The sequence below is a fragment of the Agromyces sp. NPDC056965 genome (assembly GCF_042673425.1).
In the GTDB taxonomy this organism is placed as follows: Bacteria; Actinomycetota; Actinomycetes; order Actinomycetales; family Microbacteriaceae; genus Agromyces.
Map to the genome: position 1 here is coordinate 2,514 of NZ_JBHURI010000074.1, position 19,362 is coordinate 21,875.

Annotated in this window: 11 protein-coding genes; 4 read left to right on the forward strand and 7 right to left on the reverse strand. The window is 71.0% G+C overall.

Features of this window, described 5'->3' with window-relative positions; all coding sequences use genetic code 11:
• Positions 1-140 precede the first annotated feature (140 nt).
• From ACFTQE_RS16185 to ACFTQE_RS16195, 3 genes are all read right to left on the reverse strand, one after another.
• Positions 141-4,703, reverse strand: a complete 4,563-nt coding sequence (locus tag ACFTQE_RS16185; protein ID WP_376926035.1) for an ExeM/NucH family extracellular endonuclease — start codon at positions 4,701-4,703, stop codon at positions 141-143.
• Positions 4,704-5,008: 305 nt separating this feature from the next.
• Positions 5,009-7,492, reverse strand: a complete 2,484-nt coding sequence (locus tag ACFTQE_RS16190) for a DEAD/DEAH box helicase (RefSeq protein ID WP_376926045.1) — start codon at positions 7,490-7,492, stop codon at positions 5,009-5,011.
• 161 nt (positions 7,493-7,653) lie between these two features.
• Positions 7,654-8,397, reverse strand: coding sequence for an LGFP repeat-containing protein (locus ACFTQE_RS16195; RefSeq protein WP_376926036.1), 744 nt, complete (start codon positions 8,395-8,397; stop codon positions 7,654-7,656).
• Positions 8,398-8,716: 319 nt separating this feature from the next.
• Here ACFTQE_RS16195 and ACFTQE_RS16200 point away from each other — a divergent pair, with 319 nt between their 5' ends.
• Positions 8,717-10,927 carry a hypothetical protein gene (locus ACFTQE_RS16200; protein WP_376926037.1) on the forward strand — a complete coding sequence of 737 codons (2,211 nt, stop codon included), beginning with the start codon at positions 8,717-8,719 and terminating at the stop codon, positions 10,925-10,927.
• Between the two features lie 12 nt (positions 10,928-10,939).
• On the opposite strand, the gene ACFTQE_RS16205 is transcribed toward ACFTQE_RS16200, so the two are convergent.
• The gene (locus ACFTQE_RS16205; protein WP_376926038.1) at positions 10,940-11,662 is read right to left on the reverse strand and encodes a DUF1353 domain-containing protein; all 723 of its coding nucleotides are present in this window, start codon (positions 11,660-11,662) and stop codon (positions 10,940-10,942) included.
• A 72-nt stretch (positions 11,663-11,734) separates the two neighbouring features.
• Complete coding sequence (locus tag ACFTQE_RS16210) at positions 11,735-12,655, reverse strand: AEC family transporter (protein WP_376926039.1); 921 nt, start codon at positions 12,653-12,655, stop codon at positions 11,735-11,737.
• A gap of 128 nt (positions 12,656-12,783) precedes the next feature.
• Between ACFTQE_RS16210 and ACFTQE_RS16215 the strand changes: the two genes are divergently transcribed.
• Positions 12,784-15,198: a phosphoketolase gene (locus ACFTQE_RS16215; RefSeq protein WP_376926040.1), complete on the forward strand. Its 2,415-nt coding sequence runs from the start codon at positions 12,784-12,786 to the stop codon at positions 15,196-15,198.
• Positions 15,199-15,271: 73 nt separating this feature from the next.
• On the opposite strand, the gene ACFTQE_RS16220 is transcribed toward ACFTQE_RS16215, so the two are convergent.
• Positions 15,272-15,916: a hypothetical protein gene (locus ACFTQE_RS16220; RefSeq protein ID WP_376926041.1), complete on the reverse strand. Its 645-nt coding sequence runs from the start codon at positions 15,914-15,916 to the stop codon at positions 15,272-15,274.
• 270 nt (positions 15,917-16,186) lie between these two features.
• Between ACFTQE_RS16220 and ACFTQE_RS16225 the strand changes: the two genes are divergently transcribed.
• Positions 16,187-17,512, forward strand: a complete 1,326-nt coding sequence (locus ACFTQE_RS16225; protein ID WP_376926042.1) for an MFS transporter — start codon at positions 16,187-16,189, stop codon at positions 17,510-17,512.
• Between the two features lie 21 nt (positions 17,513-17,533).
• Here ACFTQE_RS16225 and ACFTQE_RS16230 read toward each other — a convergent pair whose 3' ends face one another.
• On the reverse strand, positions 17,534-18,523 hold the full coding sequence (locus ACFTQE_RS16230; protein ID WP_376926043.1) for an aldo/keto reductase: 990 nt from the start codon (positions 18,521-18,523) through the stop codon (positions 17,534-17,536).
• 153 nt (positions 18,524-18,676) lie between these two features.
• Between ACFTQE_RS16230 and ACFTQE_RS16235 the strand changes: the two genes are divergently transcribed.
• Positions 18,677-19,288 (forward strand): GyrI-like domain-containing protein, encoded by a 612-nt coding sequence (locus ACFTQE_RS16235; protein ID WP_376926044.1) that lies wholly within the window; start codon positions 18,677-18,679, stop codon positions 19,286-19,288.
• Positions 19,289-19,362: the final 74 nt, after the last annotated feature.

The window sequence follows — 19,362 nt, forward strand, 5'->3', positions numbered from 1 at the left end:
CCGCGCGCCCCCTCGTCCCGCGGGGTGGGGGGGGGGTGGTGGCCACCCGGGGGGTTGGGTTTTTTTTTGCGGGCCTCTTTCTTGCGGGGGGCGCTGTTTTTTTTATCCCTCCCCCCCCCGCCGAAATTCGCCTGCGCTGTCTACCAGACCAGCACCGGCACCGCGAACGACCGCGAGTCGGCGTACGGCGCAGTGCTCTCGAAGTTCGAGCGCAGCACGTGCACGCCACGGGCGAGGTCGGGCAGCGTCACCGAGAAGCGGCCCTTGTCGGCGGCGTCGAGTTCGACCGTCGCGATGACCGTCGACCCGTCGGTGATGGTCACAGTGCCGACCGGCTTCGAGCCGTCGTGGGCGACCACGACTCCGCTGTACTTGATCTTCTTGCCGACCTTCGCGAGCAGCTTGTTCGGCACACCCACGATCGTCGTGTCGACCTCGGCGACCGGCTGCTCGATCGTGACCGGCACCTCGACGCTCGTGCCCGTCGCTGCGACGGAGACGACGAGCTGCTGGGCGCCGCTCAGGCCTTCGGGGATCGTGATCGCGAGCGACGCGCGGCCGCCCTCGTCGGTCGTCGCGACGACCGTGCGGTCGACCGGCGCCGTGCCGACGGCGATTCCACCGATCGAGACGGTGACCTCTCCCGCGGCGACCTCGGTAGTGCTGAAGTCGAGCGAGCTGAGCGCGAGGTTCAGCGTCTCGCCGGGCACGTAGGCGGTGCCGTTGGCCGGAGCCGGCAGCACGAGGCCCACCGAGCGCTGCGCCAGGTCGGGCGTCGCCGTCTTGTTCACGGTGAACCAGTCCACCATCGCCTGCAGGTCGACCTTGCCGGTGTCGGCGCGACCGGTTCCCTTGCCGAGGGTGAAGAAGTTGTCACCGCCGGCCGCGAGGAACGAGTTCGCGACGACCCGGTAGCTGCCGGCCGGGTCGAGCTCCACGCCGTTCAGCGACACATGGGTCACGCGGGACCCCGCTGCCGCCGTCGGGTCGTAGACGACCTCGAGTCCGGCGCTCACGCCGAGCTTCAGGAACGGACGGGAGGCGCCGGCCGGCTGCCACTGCTCCTCGAGCACCTGCTTGACCTGGGCGCCGGTGAGCGTCTGGGTGAAGAGGGTGTTCGCGAACGGCTGCACGTTGGCGGCCTCACGGTAGGTGACGTTGCCGTCGGGGTCGGCCGCGTTCGAGCTCTTGAACTTCAGGTCGGTACGCATGCCGCCCGGGTTCATGAACGCGATGTCGGCTGCGCCGTCCTGCTGGGCCGCCCAGAGCTGCACATCGGCGACGAAGTTGCCGATCGTCGACTCGGCGCCGCGCGCCTCGACAGTGATCGGGTTGCCGTTCGCGTCCTTGCCGGGCATCTGGCCGCGGTTGAAGTCGGCCGTGATGTCGCCGACCTTGACCCCGCCGAGCTCGTTGGCCTTCAACGTGGCGGCGGCGACGATCGCCGCGACCTCAGGGTCGGCCGGGTAGAGCGCCTTGGCGGGCACGGGCGGGTTGGTCGTCGCGGTCGTCATGAGCGGCTTGAGCTCGTTGGTGATCGAGACGAGTTCCTTCGTCTTGCCGTCGACCTCGAGCTTCATGAGGCCGAACTGCTCGCCGTACTGGCCGGCCGAGACGACCGGGCGGCCGTCGACGACGTGGTTGTAGGGCAGGTGCGTGTGCGCCGACACGATCGCGTCGACCGCGGGGTCGACGCCCGCGACGATCTTGCCGAACACCGAGCCGTCGGTGACGGACTCCTTGGCGGCCGTGGCCGCGCCCTCGTGCACGAGCAGGATCAGCACGTCGACCTCGCCGTTGGCGGGGTCGCCGTCGGTGAGGTTGTCGGCCTGGGCGTTGACCGACTCGACGATCGGGCGAACGTCGAGGTCGGCGATGCCTGCGGGGCTGACGAGCGAGTGCAGCTCTTCGGTGACGGCGCCGATGAAGCCCACCGTGACGCCCTCGAAGGTCTTCGTGTAGTACGGCGCGAGCGCCGTCTCGTCGGTGCCCTTGAGGAAGACGTTCGAGCTGATGTACTCGAAGTCCGCCTCGCCCTGCACGCGATCGCGGAGGTCCGCCCAGCCCTGGTCGAACTCGTGGTTGCCCGCGGCGCTCACGTCGAGTCCGGCCGCGTTCAGCGCGGCGATCGTCGGCGAGTCCTTCTGGATGAAGGACGTGAACGTCGAAGCACCGATGAGGTCGCCCGCCGCGGCGAAGACCGTGTTCGGGTTCTCGGCACGGACGGCGTCGGCCGCTCCTGCGAGCACCGCGGCACCCGCCGCAGGCGCAGCCTGCTCGATGCGGCCGTGGAAGTCGTTGATCGTCATCACGCTGATGTCGACCACGTCGTTGAGCTTCGCGCTGTCGAGGCCGATGACCTGCGGGTCGTGGTCGCTCGAGCGGAACACGGAGCCGTCGTCAGGCGAGCCGTTCTCGTACTGGCGGTCGCTCCACTCGGGCGAGTTGATCGCCCAGCGGCCGATGCCCGTCACGCCCTGCACGGCTGCGGCGTTGCCGAGCGCGTGGTCGAGCGAGCCGAGCTCGCCGTCGAACGTGTACGTGTACTGGTCGTCGGTGAGATCGGGCAGCAGGTCGGAGTACCCGGCACCCGTGAGGACCTGGATCGGGTCCTCCTCTGCGTACGAGTTGAAGTCGCCGAGCAGGAACACCTCGCCGGCCTCGGCTTCGAGCGAGTTCGCCAGCGTCAGCAGCGAGTTCGCCTGCGCGACGCGGTCGGCGTTGAAGAAGCCCTGGCCGTCGGCCGGCTGCGCGCCGGATCCGCTCTTCGACTTGAAGTGGTTGGCGACGACCGAGAAGTCGTTGCCGTTCGGCAGTTCGAAGATCTGGCCGATGGGCTCTCGGGCGTTGCCCCAGACGCTCTCGTCGATCACGGTCTGCGCATCACCCTTGGGGGTGACGGCAGCGCTACGGTAGATGATCGCGCTCTGGATGACATCGGTCGTGGCGGCCGTGAGCGACGCCGGCGTCGGGACGTAGGCCCACACGTCGGAGCCTTCGGCCTCGTTCAGCGCGGCGACGAGCGTCGCGGTCGCCTCGTCGCGCGCCTCGCCGAGCTTGAACGAGTTCTCGATCTCCTGCAGCGCGACGACCTCGGCGCCGAGCCCGGTGATCGCCGCGACGATCTTCTTCTCCTGGAGGGCGAACTCCTCGGCCGTGGCCGCGCCGCGCGCGTTCGCGTTCTCGCTCGAGAGCGTGGTGAAGTAGTTCAGCACGTTGAAGACCCCGACCTGGATGTCGCCGCCGACCGCGGGGGCGGTGTCGACTCGAGGGTTCAGCGTCTCGAACGTCGGCTTCACGGATGCCGGGCTGGTGCTGTCGATCGGCGAGGTCGGCTGCAGGCGCCACGCGTCGAAGCCGTAGCTCAGCACGTACGGCGTCTCGGGCAGGATCACGCGGTCGCCGTTGCGGACGATCACGTCCTTCGTGAGGTACGGCTGGTCTGCCGGGTGCCCCGCGGAGGTCACGGCGGCGTTCCATCCGTCGTCGAGGATCAGGAGCCTGCCTCGGTTCGCGACGGCGGCGGCGTTCGCGTCGGGGCCGGCGTCGAGCTGCTCGGTGCTCTTGACCGGCAGCGAGTCGCCTGCGGCCATCCACAGCGAGCCGAAGTTGTAGGCCTCGTGCGTGCTCGAGAGCAGGTAGTTGCCGGAGGGCGCGACGAGCATGCTCTCGAGCGGCTCGCGGGCCGCACCCACGGTGCTCGCGGGCAGCTCGACGGCGTCGGGCACGCCGACGGCCGCGCTCACGAGTTCGGCGCCGGTCGGGCTCGTCGTGATCTGGGTGAGACCGAAGTACTCGCTCACGGTGCCCGTGACGCGCACGAGGTCGCCGATCGCACCGACGGCGGGCATCTGGAAGACGAAGATGCCGTCGGATGCGCCGGGAGTGGTGTCGGCGCCGGGGGTCTGGATGGTCACCCCGTTGTAGCCACCCGACCGGTGGTCGGCGGTGATGACGCCCTCGACGACGACCAGTTCGCCGTCCATCGTGGTCGCATCGCCGGTACCCTGCACCGCACCGATCGTCGTGGCCGTCGGGTCGACCGGATCGGTGCCGCCCCCCGAGCCCTGCGGGGTGACGGTCGACGAGAAGGTGAAGTCGGCCGAGTTGACGTCGGTGTCGGCGAAGCCGGTGCGGACGATGCTGCCGGGGTCGGCGTTGCCGCCCGGGTAGCCCGCCGCCGCACCCTCGAAGTTCGCCGAGGTGCCGTAGCCGACGTAGTCGACCACCTGCGGGTTGTTGACGATGGAACCGGTGCCGGGGTTGATCGCACCGGGCACGTTCGCGAGGAAGAGCGAGCCGTTCGTGCCGCTCGGATTCAGCCCGAGCGTCGCGTCGGGCTCGGGAAGCGCCGCGCCGACCGAGCCGTTGCCGGGAAGGGCGATGAGGTAGTAGCCGCCGGCCTCGATCTCACCGGTGAGGGCGCCGACGCCGCTCGAGGCTCCGGTGCTCGTCGCGCTGCGGTACTGCAGCGACCATCCGGCGAGGGAGACGGGCGCGCCCGTGGGGTTGTACAGCTCGACGAACTTGCCGGCGAACGGCTGGTTCGCGCTGCCGCCACGGGCGTACACCTCGTTGATGACGACGCCGGAGCCGTCGACGGCCGCGAATGCGGGCGGAGCGCCGAGCAACCCGACGACGAGTGCTCCGATCGATGCGGCCGAGACGGCCGCCAGACGTGGGATGGTGCGGCGACGATGCATGACTCTCCTCAGAGCGATCGGATCAGTGCGATCGGACCCCGCCGACGGACCGCGTGGATGCGCGCCCGGCTCGGGGGGACATTGCCCGTAGCCTATGAGCGGTCTGCGGCCGTGCCAAGGGGCTTGCGCCGATTCATCCGCCTGATTTCACGTGCTGTTCACGGATGCCGCGCACATGAGCACGAGGCATCCGATCAGCTGCTCGAATGAGCGGAATGGAGCCATCACCCACGCTGGCGAACCTGCCGAACGCCGCTTCTCGCTCATGGGGCGACGGGCGCTCCCGCCCGGCGGAGCGGACCGCCCTAGAGCCGCACGACCTCGGTGACGCGAACGACCGCGGCGCCCTCCTCGGCGGAGGCGTCGAGGTCGACCTCGGCCCTGATGCGCCAGTCGTGGTCGCCCGCCGGGTCGTCGATCGTCTGCTCGACGCGCCACATGCCGTTCGCGGTATCGGCCTCGTCGATCGCGACCAGGCGCGGCGACCGGGCCGCCGGTCCGGTGCCGATCTCGTCGTGCTCGGCGTAGTAGCGGTCGAGCGCGTCGGGCCAGCCGGCGTCGGGGTCGAGCTCGGCGAGCTCGTCGTCGCGCTCGAGGGCTGCGAGCTGCACCCGGCGGAACAGTTCGTTGCGCACGAGCACCGTGAATGCGCGGCGGTTGGTCACGACCGACGGCGGGGCCGGCGGCACGACCGCGACCTCGTCCTCGGGAAGGTGGGCGGCGGGGTCGATGAGCTCGTTCCACTCGTCGACGAGGCTCGAGTCGACCTGCCGCACGAGTTCGCCGAGCCACTCGATGATGTCGAGCAGTTCCTCGTTCTTCGCCTCGGTCGGCACCGTCTGGCGGATCGCCCGGTACGCGTCGCTGAGGTAGCGCAGCACGAGTCCCTCGCTGCGGGCGAGCTGGTAGAAGCCGACGTATTCTCCGAACGACATGCTGCGTTCGAACATGTCGCGCACGACGGACTTCGGCGACAGCTCGAAGTCGCGCACCCACGGCTGGCTCGAGGCGAAGACCTCGAACGACTGGGCGAGCAACTCGTCGAGCGGTTTCGGCCAGGTGACCAGCTCGACGAGCTCCATGCGCTCGTCGTACTCGATGCCGTCCTGCTTCATGCGGCCGATGGCCTCGCCGCGCTCCTTGAACTGCTGCTGCGAGAGGATCGGTCGCGGATCGTCGAGCGTCGACTCGATGACGCTCACGACGTCGAGGGCGTAGTGCCCGGTGCCGACGCCGTTCTCGGCAGTCGCCTCGGGGTCGAGCAGCTCGATCGCCGCGAGCGCGAACGGCGAGAGCGGCTGGTTGAGCGCGAAGTTCGGCTGCAGGTCGACCGTGAGCCGCACGATCGGCAGGCCATCGCCCGCCGCCGGCAGCAGTTCGACGACGCCGGCGTCGCGGAGCGTCCGGAAGATCTCGAGCGCGCGCCGCGCGAGCTCGAACTTCCGGGCGCGCGGTTCGTGGTTGTCGAAGACGAGCGAGCGGATGTCGCCGATCACGTCTCCCCCGCGGGCGATCACGTTGATCAGCATCGCCGCGGTGAGCTTCAGCTGCGGCACGAGCGGCTCGGGCTCGGCCGCGACGAGCCGCTCGTACGAGGCCTCGCCCCAGGTGATCTGGCCGGCGGGCGCCTTCTTGCGCACGATCTTCTTGATCTTCTTGGGGTCGTCGCCCGCCTTGCGGACGGAGGCCTCGTTCTCGATCTCGTGCTCGGGGGCGAGCACGACGACGGTGCCCGCGGTGTCGTAGCCGGCCCGGCCCGCCCGCCCCGCGACCTGGTGGAACTCGCGCGCGGTGAGCTGCCGCATCCGCTGCCCGTCGAACTTGGCGAGCGCGGTGATGAGCACCGTGCGGATCGGCACGTTGATGCCGACGCCGAGGGTGTCGGTGCCGCAGATGACGCGCAGCAGCCCACGCTGCGCGAGGGTCTCGACGAGGCGCCGGTAGCGCGGCAGCATGCCGGCGTGGTGCACGCCGATGCCCGCGCGCACGAGTCGCGAGAGGGTCTTGCCGAACGCGGTGTTGAAGCGGAAGCCGCCGAGCGCCTCGGCGATCTCGTCGCGCTGCTCGCGAGTGACGACGCGGATCGACGACAGCGCCTGCGCCCGCTCCATCGCCGCGGCCTGCGAGAAGTGCACGATGTAGACGGGCGCCTGCCGGGTCTCGATGAGTTCTTCGACGGTCTCCTGCACGGGCGTCTTCGCGTACGAGAAGTGCAGCGGAACCGGCCGGTCGACGCCCGTGACGAGCGCCGTCTCGCGCCCCGTGCGACGCTTCAGGTCGGCGGCGATCGCCGTGACGTCGCCGAGGGTCGCCGACATGAGCACGAACTGCGCCCGGTGCAGCGTGAGCAGCGGCACCTGCCAGGCCCAGCCGCGCTCGGGGTCGCCGTAGTAGTGGAACTCGTCCATGACGACCTGGTCGACGTCGGCGTCCGGTCCGTGCCGCAGCGCGAGGTTCGCGAGGATCTCGGCGGTGCAGCAGATGATCGGGGCATCGGGGTTGACCGAGCTGTCGCCCGTGACCATGCCGACGTTCATCGCGCCGAAGATCTCGACGAGCTGGAAGAACTTCTCGGAGACGAGCGCCTTGATGGGCGCCGTGTAGTAGCTGCGCCCGCCACGGGCGAGGGATGCCGCATGGGCGGCGACCGCGACGAGCGACTTGCCGGTGCCCGTGGGCGTGGAGAGGATGACGTTCGCGCCCGAGACGATCTCGATGATCGCCTCGTCCTGGGCGGGGTAGAGGGAGAGGCCGCGGCCCTCGGCCCAGTCGACGAAGGCGTCGTACATCGCGTCGGCGTCGTACGGGCTCGGCGCGAGCTCAGGCAGGGTCGGGGTCACCCGTCGAGTCTGTCACGTCGCCATGCACCCGCTCGCGGCTGCGCGGGACACCTCGTGTCGCACGGGACACCGGACATCCGTGGTCCCGTGCGACACGAGTGGTCCGTGGATCAGACTCCGGGCGCGAAGTCGGAGCGGAGCCGGTCGAGCGTGTCCTCCTCGACCGCGTCGAGTGCGCCGGCCGAACCGGGGTCTCCGCTCGACGGATCGATGACGACGACCGGCCCGGTCGACGACGACCATTCCACCGTGCCGTGCTCGAAGACGCCGCGGAGCACGCCGGTCGACGGCACGAGGTCGACGTCGCACACCGGCAGGCCGAGCGCCGAACGCTCCCACCCGAGCAGCGCCCAGATGTCTCGGACCATGCCGAAGACGATCGCGGGCCCGTGGTCGGGCGTCCAGTAGATGGAGCCGCCCTCGAAGTGCGCGAATCCGCCGGGGAGCCGGCCGCCCAGCTCGGAGGCGGCGAGCGGCTGCTCGTCGGTCGTCGGGAATCCGAGGAACGAGGTCTCGGCGCCGACGCCGTGCCAGTGCTCGGCGATCGGGCCGTGCACCTCGTGGGCGCCGGTGCGCGCCGACCAGTACACGGCGCCGCGCTCGAACTCGCGGCGGTACATCTCGCCCTCGCCGAGGCGCGTGTGCGGCGCCGTCGCCTCGCCGAGCCACGAGTGCTCTGCGCGCTTCGCGCTGATCGCGGGCACTGCGAGGAGCAGTTGGTTGGCGGGGTCGTAGCTCACGGCCGTGCGGAAGTCGCTCCAGCTGAGCGCACGATCGACGTGCGCGGAGCGCACTTCTGCTCGCGCCGGCCCACCCTGACGATGGCGCGTGAGGTGCATCATCCGTTCGGTCATCGCCCTGCCCTTCTCGACCCGGCGCCGTCGGCGCCGGAAACGGGGGAAGCCGGCCTGCGCCGAGTTTCGGGACTCGATGCTGACCGGCTATCCGATCGACACCCGCGGCGACAGTTCCCCCTGCAGTTCGCGGAGCGGCGATCGGTACCCAGAGTAGGAGCGAGACGGATGCCGCGAATCAGGGTTATCCCTGAACTCTGCTCGCCGCGCCCCCCGGTTCTCAGGGCCTGCACTGGCCTCGCCTCCGCGAGGACACAGGCGACACGGGGCAGGCCGAGCCGCTAGCGTTCGCTCAGACGCACTCGCTCGAGGAGAATCCATGCGGATCGCACCCAGCCCCACGCCAGACGACTCGGCGGCCACGTCCCCGTCCGACGTCGATGCCGAGCTCGACGCAGCTGCGGATGCCGAGGCCGACGCGGCTGCCGACGACGGCGTCGTCGACCACGCCGATTCGACCGCGCAACCCCCGGCCGCGCCATCCGACACCGGAGCGTTCGACCGCGCCCTCGTCGTCGTGCACGGCATGGGCAACGCCTATCGCAGCCAGATCCTGCTCGAGTGGGCCGAGCCGCTGCTCAGCCGCATGGACTGGCTTGCGCGCGACCGGGTCATCGGCGCCGCCGATCGACACGGCGTCGCGATCCACGAGTCCGACCTGTCGGGCGACCTGCCCATCATCACGGCGACCGTGCGCTCCCCCGGCCCGCGGGCGCAGGCTGCGGGCGCCCCCGCCGAAGACGACGACGACGTCGTGCAGCGGATCGCGATCATCGAGGCGCGCTGGTCGGAGTCGTTCGTGCCGATGAGCCGGGGCCAGATCTTCCAATGGGCCGTCGTCTTCATGTGGCGCATGATCCGGCGCGTGCTCGGCCTCTTCCTCGGCACCATGGTGCTCGTGCCCTGGTACACCCTCGTGCGGCACTGGAACAAGCCGCCGGGCGCGCCTCGCAAGCTCCCGAAGGGCGTCGACCTCGTGATCGACACCGTCCGGCTCGCGGTCTGCTCGATCGCCTTCGCCGTGACCTGGATGTTCCTCGTGCTGCTGGCGCTGGTGCTGACGCCGATCCTGCCGCTCATCAGCCCGCTCCTGCTCATCCCCTGGTTCAAGAACGTGGCGCAGGGGTTCATCGACGGCATCATCGAGTCGATCGGCGACGTCGCCGCCTGGAAGGAGCGCCCCGTGCGCGCCTCGGCCATGCGGCTCGTCGTGCGCGACGCCCTCACCCGCGCCAAGGAGCTCGTCGGCGACGACGGCGACGTGCACCTCTTCGCGCACTCGCAGGGCGCAGCGGTCGCGACCCTCGCGCTCTTCGAGGAGCTGAGGCCGAGCGACTACAACGTCAGCCGGCTCACCACGGTCGGAGCGGCCGTGGTGCTGCTCGGGCGCGACCGCTGGCTCGGCCGGCCCGACGAGTACAAGCCCGTCAGCGACTGGCTCAAGCGCAACGCGGAGGCCGACGCGCACCGCGGCGTGAAGTGGGCGAACTACTGGGCGATCTGGGATCCGTTCTCGGCCGGCCCCATCGCCGACACCGCCACCGGCCGCCGCGAGCGGTGGCGCAACGCCTACTTCCCCGGACGCTCCACCGCACAGGGCCCCGAAGAGCACGCCGTGCACAACACGAGCCAGCCCTTCCTCGACCACTCCGTGTACTTCCAGAACACGATCCAGGTCGTCGAGCCCACGGCACGGCACCTGCTCGGTCCCGAGTTCCCGCCCGCCCCCGTCGCGGTCGCACAGGTCGAGAACCTGCTCTCGGTCATCGACAAGAAGTCGCTCGGCATCAACATGCTCGCGGCCGTCGTCATCGCCGCGATCCTGCCGGGCCTGCCGGGCGTCTACGCCGCCTTCGCGACCCTCGCGAGCTGGGTGGCGGGCGCGATCGGCTTCATGATCGGCGTGTTCCCCGGCGGTCAGGACGTCGCCGAGGCGGTGCCCGCCACGATCGCCGCGGCCTCGTTCGTGACCGACCCCGATGGCCTGAATCCGTGGAGCTGGCTCATCGCCTCGGGCTTCACCCTCGCTGTGCTGATCTGGCTGAACCAGCGGCTCTCGACCGTCACCAGGCGGTCGCGGGAGTGGGACCGGTGCCCGATCGAACCTCGCCACTGGCTCGTGCTGAGCTCGATCCCCCGCGCGGCCTACGTCGCCGGCGCCGTCATCTGCGCGTGGTTCGCGATCTTCGCCTGGAGCCGGCCGCCACTCGAATGGCTCGTCGCGAGCGCCGTGATCCTCCTGATCGTGGCGGTCTTCGTGTTCGTCGAGCCGCTCTACGCGCCCGTTCCGGTGATCGTGCCCGCGCGCACCGACGACGATGCTGCGAACACCCTGGCGCTGGCCGGCATCCCCGCACCGATGAAGCTCCGCGACGCCGTGGCCACCGACGGGTTCCAGAAGGACCTCGCGGCACGACGGCGGCTGCTCAGCCCGCAGGGCTGGCGCGCGGAGGTCTGGGCGGGATGGTTCCACGACTGGCCGAAGTCGGCCGAGGCCCCGGCACCCGAGGCGGTCGCGACGACCGACTAGGAGCCCGCGGGTTCAGCCCCCGCGCAGCGTCGGCCGGAACACCCCGGCCGGGTCGCCGCCGGTCACGAGCTCGACTGCGGCCTCGGCGAGCCGGAACGGCACGACGGCCGCGAACAGCACGAGCACGACGGGACCGAGCCAGCCGATCGAGAACGCCAGCACGAGCTGCGGCGGCGCGAGTCGGCCCCACGCCAGCGCGGCCAGCGCGACGACGACGAGCAGCGCGAGCCACGCGGGGTTCCAGAACGCGGCGACGGATGCCCCGGCCACCGCGATGCCGCCGAGCACGGCCTGCACGACGAACGCCGCACCGGCGGCGCCGCCGAACTGCCGCTCGCGATCCGCGGAGACCCAGGCCCACATCACGGCCGCCCTGAGCAGCGGAACCCCCTGCTCGCGGAGCGCGGTGCGGAACACCCGGTCGTCGACACGTCGCTGCGCGAGCGCGGCCCGCCGATCGGCGAGGCCCGCGGCGAGCACCGAGCGGTGGTCGTGCAGGAGTGCCGGCGCCGATTGCCGCCCGTAGCTCGCGATGAGGCCCCAGAGGAGGCTCGGCACGGACGCGAGATCGGAGTCGTCGCCCGCGGCATCCTGCACCGGCACGTCGTAGCGCGACCCGCTCACCGGGTCGAGGTAGGCGAACGGAGCGCGCACCTGGAAGCGATGCCCGTCGGCGGGGCGCTGGGCGAGCAGCAGTTCGCCGAGCGGCCGATCGTCATCGGTGAGGAATGGCATCGGGGTCTCCTTCGCTCGGGCGGTCGCTCGCTCGCTCGTGCCCATCCTGCTCCCGACCACCGCGATCGGAGCTCAGCCGAGCAGGAGCGCCACCGCGATGAGCACCGGCACCGAGCCGATCGTGGTCAGGAACACCGTGTCGCGGGCCACGACCTCTGCCGTCTCGTAGCGCTGGGCGTAGACGAAGACGTTCTGCGCCGTCGGCAGCGACGCGAGCACCGTCACCGCGTAGAGGTCGAGGCCGTCGAGCCCGAAGACGAAGGAGCCGACCGCCCACGCGGTGACCGGCATGGCGACGAGCTTCAGCACGGTCGCGAGCACCACCTCTCGGCGACCGCTGCCCGGGGCGAACAGCCGCTGCCCGTGCAGCGACAGCCCGTAGGCGATCAGCATGAGCGGCACCGCCGCGTGTCCGATGAGCTCGATCGGCTCCATCACGATCGGCGGCAGCTCGACGCCCGACACCGCCACGAGGACGCCGGCGAGCGAGCCGATGATGATCGGGTTCGTGAACGTCGTGCGCACGATCGCCGTCACCGAGGTGTGGCCGTGCACGCGCGCGCCGAGGATCGCGAGGGCAACGGGTGCGAACAGCAGCAACTGCAGCAGCACGACGGGTGCCGAGTACGCCGCGTCGCCGAGCATGTAGACGGCGATCGGGATGCCGAAGTTGTTGCCGTTGACGTAGCCCGAGGCGAGCGAGCCGATGACCGTGTGCTCGAGGCGCCGCCGCCACAGGAGCATCGCGACGAGACCGAACACGAGCATCATCGCGACGGCGGCGATGGCCGAGACCGGGAGCAGCACGGAGAACAGCGAGCGGACGTCGGCCGTCGCGAGCACGGAGAACAGCAGGAACGGCGCGAGCACGCTGAAGTTCAGCCGGGCGAGGATCGGCCGGGCCTCCGGACCGAGCACGCCGGTGCGCCCGGCGATCCAGCCGACGAGGACGGCGAGGGCGATCACGGCGAAGCCGGTGAAGATCTGGATCACTCGCCGACTGCTCGGTCGTCGGGAAGCACCACGGATCTCATCACTCCGAGGTTAGCGGCCGCCGCTCCTTCCCCATCGCCATGGTTCGACCTAGGCTCGAATCGAATGCCGAGTCGACGGGGGAAGACATGGCCGAGGCGCGCAGACCGCAGGTACCGCTCGAGATCGTCGACGCATGGTGGCGAGCCGCGAACTACCTCAGCGTCGGCCAGATCTACCTGATGGCGAACCCGCTCCTCGCGCGCCCGCTCGAGCCCGGCGACATCAAGCCGCGACTGCTCGGGCACTGGGGCACCTCCCCCGGGCTGAACCTCGTCTACGCCCACCTCAACCGGGCGATCGTCGAGCGCGGCACGCCGACGATCTACGTCTGCGGGCCGGGCCACGGCGGGCCCGCGATGGTCGCGAACACGTGGCTCGACGGCACGTACTCGGAGCTCTTCCCGGCGATCGGCGCCGACGCCGAGGGCATGCGGCGGCTCTTCCGCCAGTTCTCGTTCCCCGGCGGCATCCCGTCGCACGCGGCGCCGGAGACGCCCGGCTCGATCAACGAGGGCGGCGAGCTCGGCTACTCGCTCATGCACGCGTACGGCGCAGCGCTCGACAACCCCGGGCTCGTAGTCGCCTGCGTCATCGGCGACGGCGAGGCCGAGACCGGTCCGCTCGCGGCGAGCTGGCGCGGGCACTCGTTCCTGAACCCGCTGACGGACGGCGCGGTGCTGCCGATCCTCCACCTCAACGGCTTCAAGATCGCGAACCCGACGCTGCTCGCACGCATCCCCGAGGCCGAACTCGTCGACTTCTTCCGCGGCAACGGCTACGAACCGCTTCTCGTCACCGGCGGATTCGACGGCGAGGACCCGATGGCGGTGCACGGTCGCATGGCCGACGCGATCGACGTCGCCTATGCGCGCATCGCCGCGATCCGAGCGGATGCCGCGGCCGGCGCGTTCGCCGAGGCCGCGCCGCGCCGGCCCGCGATCGTGCTGCGCACGCCGAAGGGATGGACCGGCCCGGGCGTCGTCGACGGCGTGCAGGTCGAGGGCACGTTCCACGCCCATCAGGTGCCGCTCTCCGGTGTGCGCGAGAACCCCGAGCACCTCGCGATGCTCGAGGCGTGGCTGCGGTCGTACCGCCCCGAGGAGCTGTTCGACGGCGAGGGTCGCCCGGTCGCCCGGCTCGGTGCCGTGCGGCCCGACGGCGAGCTGCGCATGAGCGCGAACACCAGCGCCCACGTCAACGGCGGCATCGCGCGGCCCCTGGCACTGCCGTCGCTCGCGCCGCACGGCGTCGCAGTCGACCCCGGCGAGCGCGGCGACACGGGCGAGGCGACGCGGGTGCTCGGCGCCTGGCTCGCCGAGGTGATGCGCGACAACCCCGACGACTTCCGCCTCTTCGGGCCCGACGAGGTGCTCTCGAACCGGCTGGGCGCCGTATTCGACGTCACCGCGCGAGCATGGGCGGAGGCGATGCATCCGCTCGACGAGCACCTCGCGCGCGAGGGCCGCGTCATCGAGGCGCTGAGCGAGCACCTCATGCAGGGCCTGCTCGAGGGGTACCTGCTGACCGGGCGGCACGGGCTCATCACGAGCTACGAGGCCTTCATCCACATCGTCGACTCGATGTTCAACCAGCACGCGAAGTGGCTGGAGTCGGCGAAGCAGGTGCCCTGGCGAGGCGACGTCGCGAGCCTCACCTACCTGCTCTCCTCGCACGTCTGGCGGCAGGACCACAACGGGTTCTCGCATCAGGACCCCGGGTTCCTGAACGTCGTGGTCAACAAGCAGGCCGACGTCGTGCGGGTCTACCTCCCGCCCGATGCGAACACCCTGCTCGAAGTCATGCGGCACTCCTTCGACACGCGGAACCGGGTCAACGTCGTCGTCGCGGGCAAGCAGCCGCACCCGCAGTGGCTCTCACCCGCCGAGGCCGCTGCCCACGTCGAGGCGGGTCTCGGCGTCTGGGAGTGGGCGGGCAGCGAACCCGCTTCCGAGCGAGCGGATGCCGCGGCATCCGAGCCCGACGTCGTCATCGCGTGCGCCGGCGACGTGCCGACCGCCGAGGCGATCGCGGCCGCCCGATTGCTGCGCGACCGGCTGCCCGAACTGCGCGTGCGGCTCGTCAACGTCGTCGACCTGATGCGCCTGCAGGATCCGCAGCATCACCCGCACGGCCTGCCCAGTGCGGAGTTCGACGCGATCTTCACCCGTTCGGCGCCCGTGATCTTCGCGTTCCACGGTTACCCATCGCTCGTCCACCAGCTGACCTACCGGCGCACCAACCATGCGAACATCCACGTGCGCGGCTTCGCGGAGCGGGGCACGACGACGACGCCGTTCGACATGCTGCACCTGAACGACCTCGACCGGTACCGGCTCGCACTCGACGTGCTGCACCGGGTGCCGGGCCTCCAGGGCCGCCCCGGCATCGCGGAGGTCGCCGACGAATGGCACGCGGCGCGCGCCGCGGCACGCGAGTACGCGTACGAGCACGGGGAGGATCCCGCCTGGATCACCGACTGGCGCTTCGCACCCGGCCCCTAGGGGCGGGACGCGACCACCGAGACGACGACGGGCGCCCGGTCTCCCGAGCGCCCGTCGCGTTGCATCGATCCGATCAGGCGTCGCAACCCCACACGTACGAGCCGTTGTAGTAGACCGGCACCATCTCCTTGCCCGTGCACGGCCCGCAGTCCTCGTCACGCGGGGCTGCAGGGAGCCCCGGGTAGAACTCGGACGTGTACGGGTTCGCTGCCGGAGCGGCTCCCGCGGACTCCGCGGCCGCCTCGCCCGAAGCGGATGCCGCGGCATCCGACCCGCCCGACCAGTCATCGCCCTCGTCGGCGACCTGCTCGGCGGCAGCGCTCGCGGCTGCCGCAGCTTCGGCCGCAGCCGCCTCGGCAGCTGCCGCCTCGGCCGCGACGCGCGCGGCGATCGCCTCGCGGTGGGCGGTGAGCGCACTGCGCAGCGTCTCTGTCGCCGAGTGCGCGACCGCGGCATCCCTGAGACCCGCGACGTCGACGCCGGCGGCCCCGATGCCGACCTGCCCGCCGACCTCGGCGATCGCGAGTTGCCTCGCACTCGTGAGGTCGGCCGACGCCTCGGCGCTCTGCGCCTGTCCGGCGATGCCCACGGCGACCACGATCAGGCCGGCGAGCGCGAACCCGAGCATCCGGTCGGCCCGGAACCTGCCTGAACCGCCCCCGAACTGTGCAGCGGCGACCCCGCCGCGCTCGAACGTCGTGACTCGTTTGGTGATCATTCGATTCCTTCCTTCGTACGGACCGAGTGTTCGGATCTGCCCGTCGGTTCGACGGGTCGAAGGAGGGTTCGTGCGACGCCGGGTTCGTTCTCACGGCACGGCGAAGGGTCGCCGTGCCATGCACCCGGAATCGTCACTGTCAGCCCCCCGCTAACACCACACCTGTGCAGCGTATCGATCTCGCACCCCGTTCGGGGGGAGTTTCGCGCAATCGACGGCGAGTGTCGGCGCACGGAACCTGAAATGTTCTTTCGCGATAGGGTCGCGGTTGTGCCGATCACGCTCGTCTCCCGTGCCCGTTGGTCGCTCATGGTCCAGTTCGCGCTCTTCGGGCTCATCATGTCGTCGTGGACCAGCCGGATGCCGTCGGTGCGCGAGTCCCTCGACATCAGCGCGCTGCAACTCGGTTCGCTGCTCATCATCGGCGGCTTCGGATCGCTCATCGGCGCGGTCGGCGTCGGCGCGATCGTCGCGAGGTTCGGCAGCCGTGCGACGCTGCTCGCCGGCACGATCGGCAATGTCGTCGGCTTCGGGCTCGATGCCGTCGGCCTCGCGAACGGCGATCTCGCGCCGTTCATCGCGGGCGTGTTCATCAACGGACTCTGCGGCGCGCTCATCAACGTGCCGGTCAACATCAACGCGGCCTCGGTCGAGCAGCACCTGCGGCGCGCGGTGCTGCCGCACTTCCACGCGGCATTCTCGATCGGCGCGGCGGGCGGCGCCCTCGTCGGCGCGGGCTTCGCACTGGCGGGCGTGCACATCGCGACGCAGATCGTCGTGGTCACGCTCGTCGTGACGGGTCTGCGCCTCTGGCTGCTGCGACCGGCGACGGCGCTCACCGTGCGCGCCGCCGTGACCACGGCGACCGGGTCGATCGACGCCCACGGGACCGGCCGTCGCAACCGCCGCGCGGTGAAGTCGGCCCTCGCCGCCTGGCGGGAGCCGCGAACCCTGCTGCTCGGAGTGGTGCTGCTCGCGGCGTCGCTCGCCGAGGGCTCGGCCACCACCTGGCTCTCGCTCGCCGTGGTCGACGGCTTCGAGGCGGCAGAGGCCGTGGGCGCGATCGCGTACGCCACGTTCGTGGGGGCGATGACCGTGTTCCGCTTCGTCGGCACGCGCCTCATCGACCGCTTCGGGCGGGTGGCCGTGCTGCGCGTCTCGGGCGTCTCGGCGCTCGTCGGTCTCGCGCTGTTCGTGTTCGGACCGAACCTCGCCGTCGCGTGGATCGGCATCGTGCTCTGGGGCTGCGGTGCGGCGCTCGGCAACCCGATCGCGATCTCCGCGGCATCCGACGACCCCGAACGCGCCGGACAGCGCGTGTCGGTCGTCACCTCGTTCTCGACGATCTCCTCGCTGACCGCTCCGCCGCTGCTCGGGCTCCTCGCCGACGCCGTCGGAGCGCGCTACGCCCTCGCCGCGATCGGCGCCGTCATGATCGTCAGCCTCTCGGTCGCCGGGCAGGTTCGTCGCCGCCCGATCGAGCCGGCACCGGAGCCGGCGCCGTCACCGGAGCCGGCACCGGACCACTCGATTCGCACCGGACCGGCGACATCCACCGTCCCGAGCGACACGGGTGGTCCTGAGCGGCGCAGGTAGAGCGGCCGTGGGCGGGCGGGGCTACCAGCGGTCGTGGACCGTAGCCCGGATCTCGCGGTCGTAGAGCTCGCGCACGGCCTCGTCGAACGACGGCGGCAGGCGCAGCGATCCGGCCTCGGCGTTCGCACGCGCCTGCTGCGGCGAGCGAGCGCCCGGGATCACCGAGCTCACGCCCGGCTGCGCCGCGACCCAGGCGAGGGCGACCTGGGCGGGCGAGGAGGTCGGTGCCACCTCACGGGCGAGGGCGGTGAACTCGGATGCCGCGCGCACGCCGGTCTCGTAGTCGACCCCCGAGAAGGTCTCGCCGACGTCGAACGCCTCGCCATGGCGATTGAAGCTGCGGTGGTCGTTCGCGGCGAAGATCGTGTCGCTCGTGTACCGGCCCGAGAGCAGGCCGCTCGCGAGCGGCACCCGGGCGATGATGCCGACCCCCGCCGCGACGGCGGCCGGCAGCACCTCGTCGAGCGGCTTCAGCCGGAACGCGTTCAGGATGATCTGCACGGTCGCCACGTTCGGTCGCGCGATGGCTGCGAGCGCCTCGTCGACCCGCTCGACGCTCACGCCGTAGGCCGCGATCGAACCGTCGTCGACGAACGCATCGAGCGCGTCGAAGACCTCGTCGTCGCCGTACACCGACGACGGCGGGCAGTGCAGCTGCACGAGGTCGAGCGTCTCGACGCCGAGGTTCGCGCGCGAGCGGTCGACCCACTCGCGGAAGTGCTCGGCCGAGTAATTGGCGTGCTGCTGCGGCATCCGCCGACCCATCTTCGTGGCGACGGTGACGCCCGAGCCCGGATTCGCGCGGAGCCACGCACCGATGAGCGATTCGCTCCGGCCATCGCCGTAGACGTCGGCCGTGTCGAAGAACGTGACGCCCGCCCGGTGCGCCGCATCGAGCACGGCGAAGGCGTCGCCCTCTGCGACCTCGCCCCAGTCGGCGCCGAGCTGCCAGGTGCCGAGGCCCACGACCGAGACGGTGCGTGCGGTGCGGCCGAGGGTGCGAGTCTGCATGATGCTCCTGTGCTGGTCGAGGGAGGACCGTCGGGCGCACCGCGGTCGGATCGGTGCCGGACGCCCCGGGCTCGATCGTGTCATGCGTGCGCGGCGACCGCATCCGTCGCCGGCGTGCGGCGTCATGTCGGTGGTGCCGTCGAAGCTGTCTGCATGGCTGACAAGTACGACGTGAAGCGCGAACTCGCCTGCTACACCGCCCCGCGCGCCCGCTTCGAGATCATCGAGGTGCCCGAGCTCGCGTACTGCATGGTCGACGGGCACGGCGACCCCAACAGCTCGCCCGAGTACGTCGCCGCGGTCGAGGCCCTGTACGCCGTGTCGTACGCCGCCAAGTTCCAGAGCAAGCGCGAGCTCGACCGCGACTACGTCGTCGGGCCGCTCGAGGGACTCTGGAGCGCCGACGACCCGGCGACGTTCGTCACGCGCGAGAAGTCCGCCTGGTCGTGGACGATGATGATCTGGCAGCCCGACTGGCTCTCCGCCGAGCTGGTCGCCGCGGCGGTCGCGAAGGCGGCTGCGAAGGCACCGGCCGCGCAGCTCGTTCGCTTCGAACGACTGGCCGAGGGCCGTTCGGTGCAGACGCTCCACCTCGGCTCGTACGACGACGAGGGCCCGACCCTCGCCCGCCTGCACGACGAGTTCATGCCCGAGCAGGGCCTGCGGTTCAACGGGCGCCATCACGAGGTGTACCTCGGCGACCCCCGGCGCACGGCTCCCGAGAAGCTCAAGACCATCCTCAGACAGCCGGTTGCGCCGGCCTGACCCGCGGGACGCCGCGGGGCCTGATCGCGATCGCGACAGGCGCGCGGATGCCGCGGGGCGCCGCCCTCGATGAG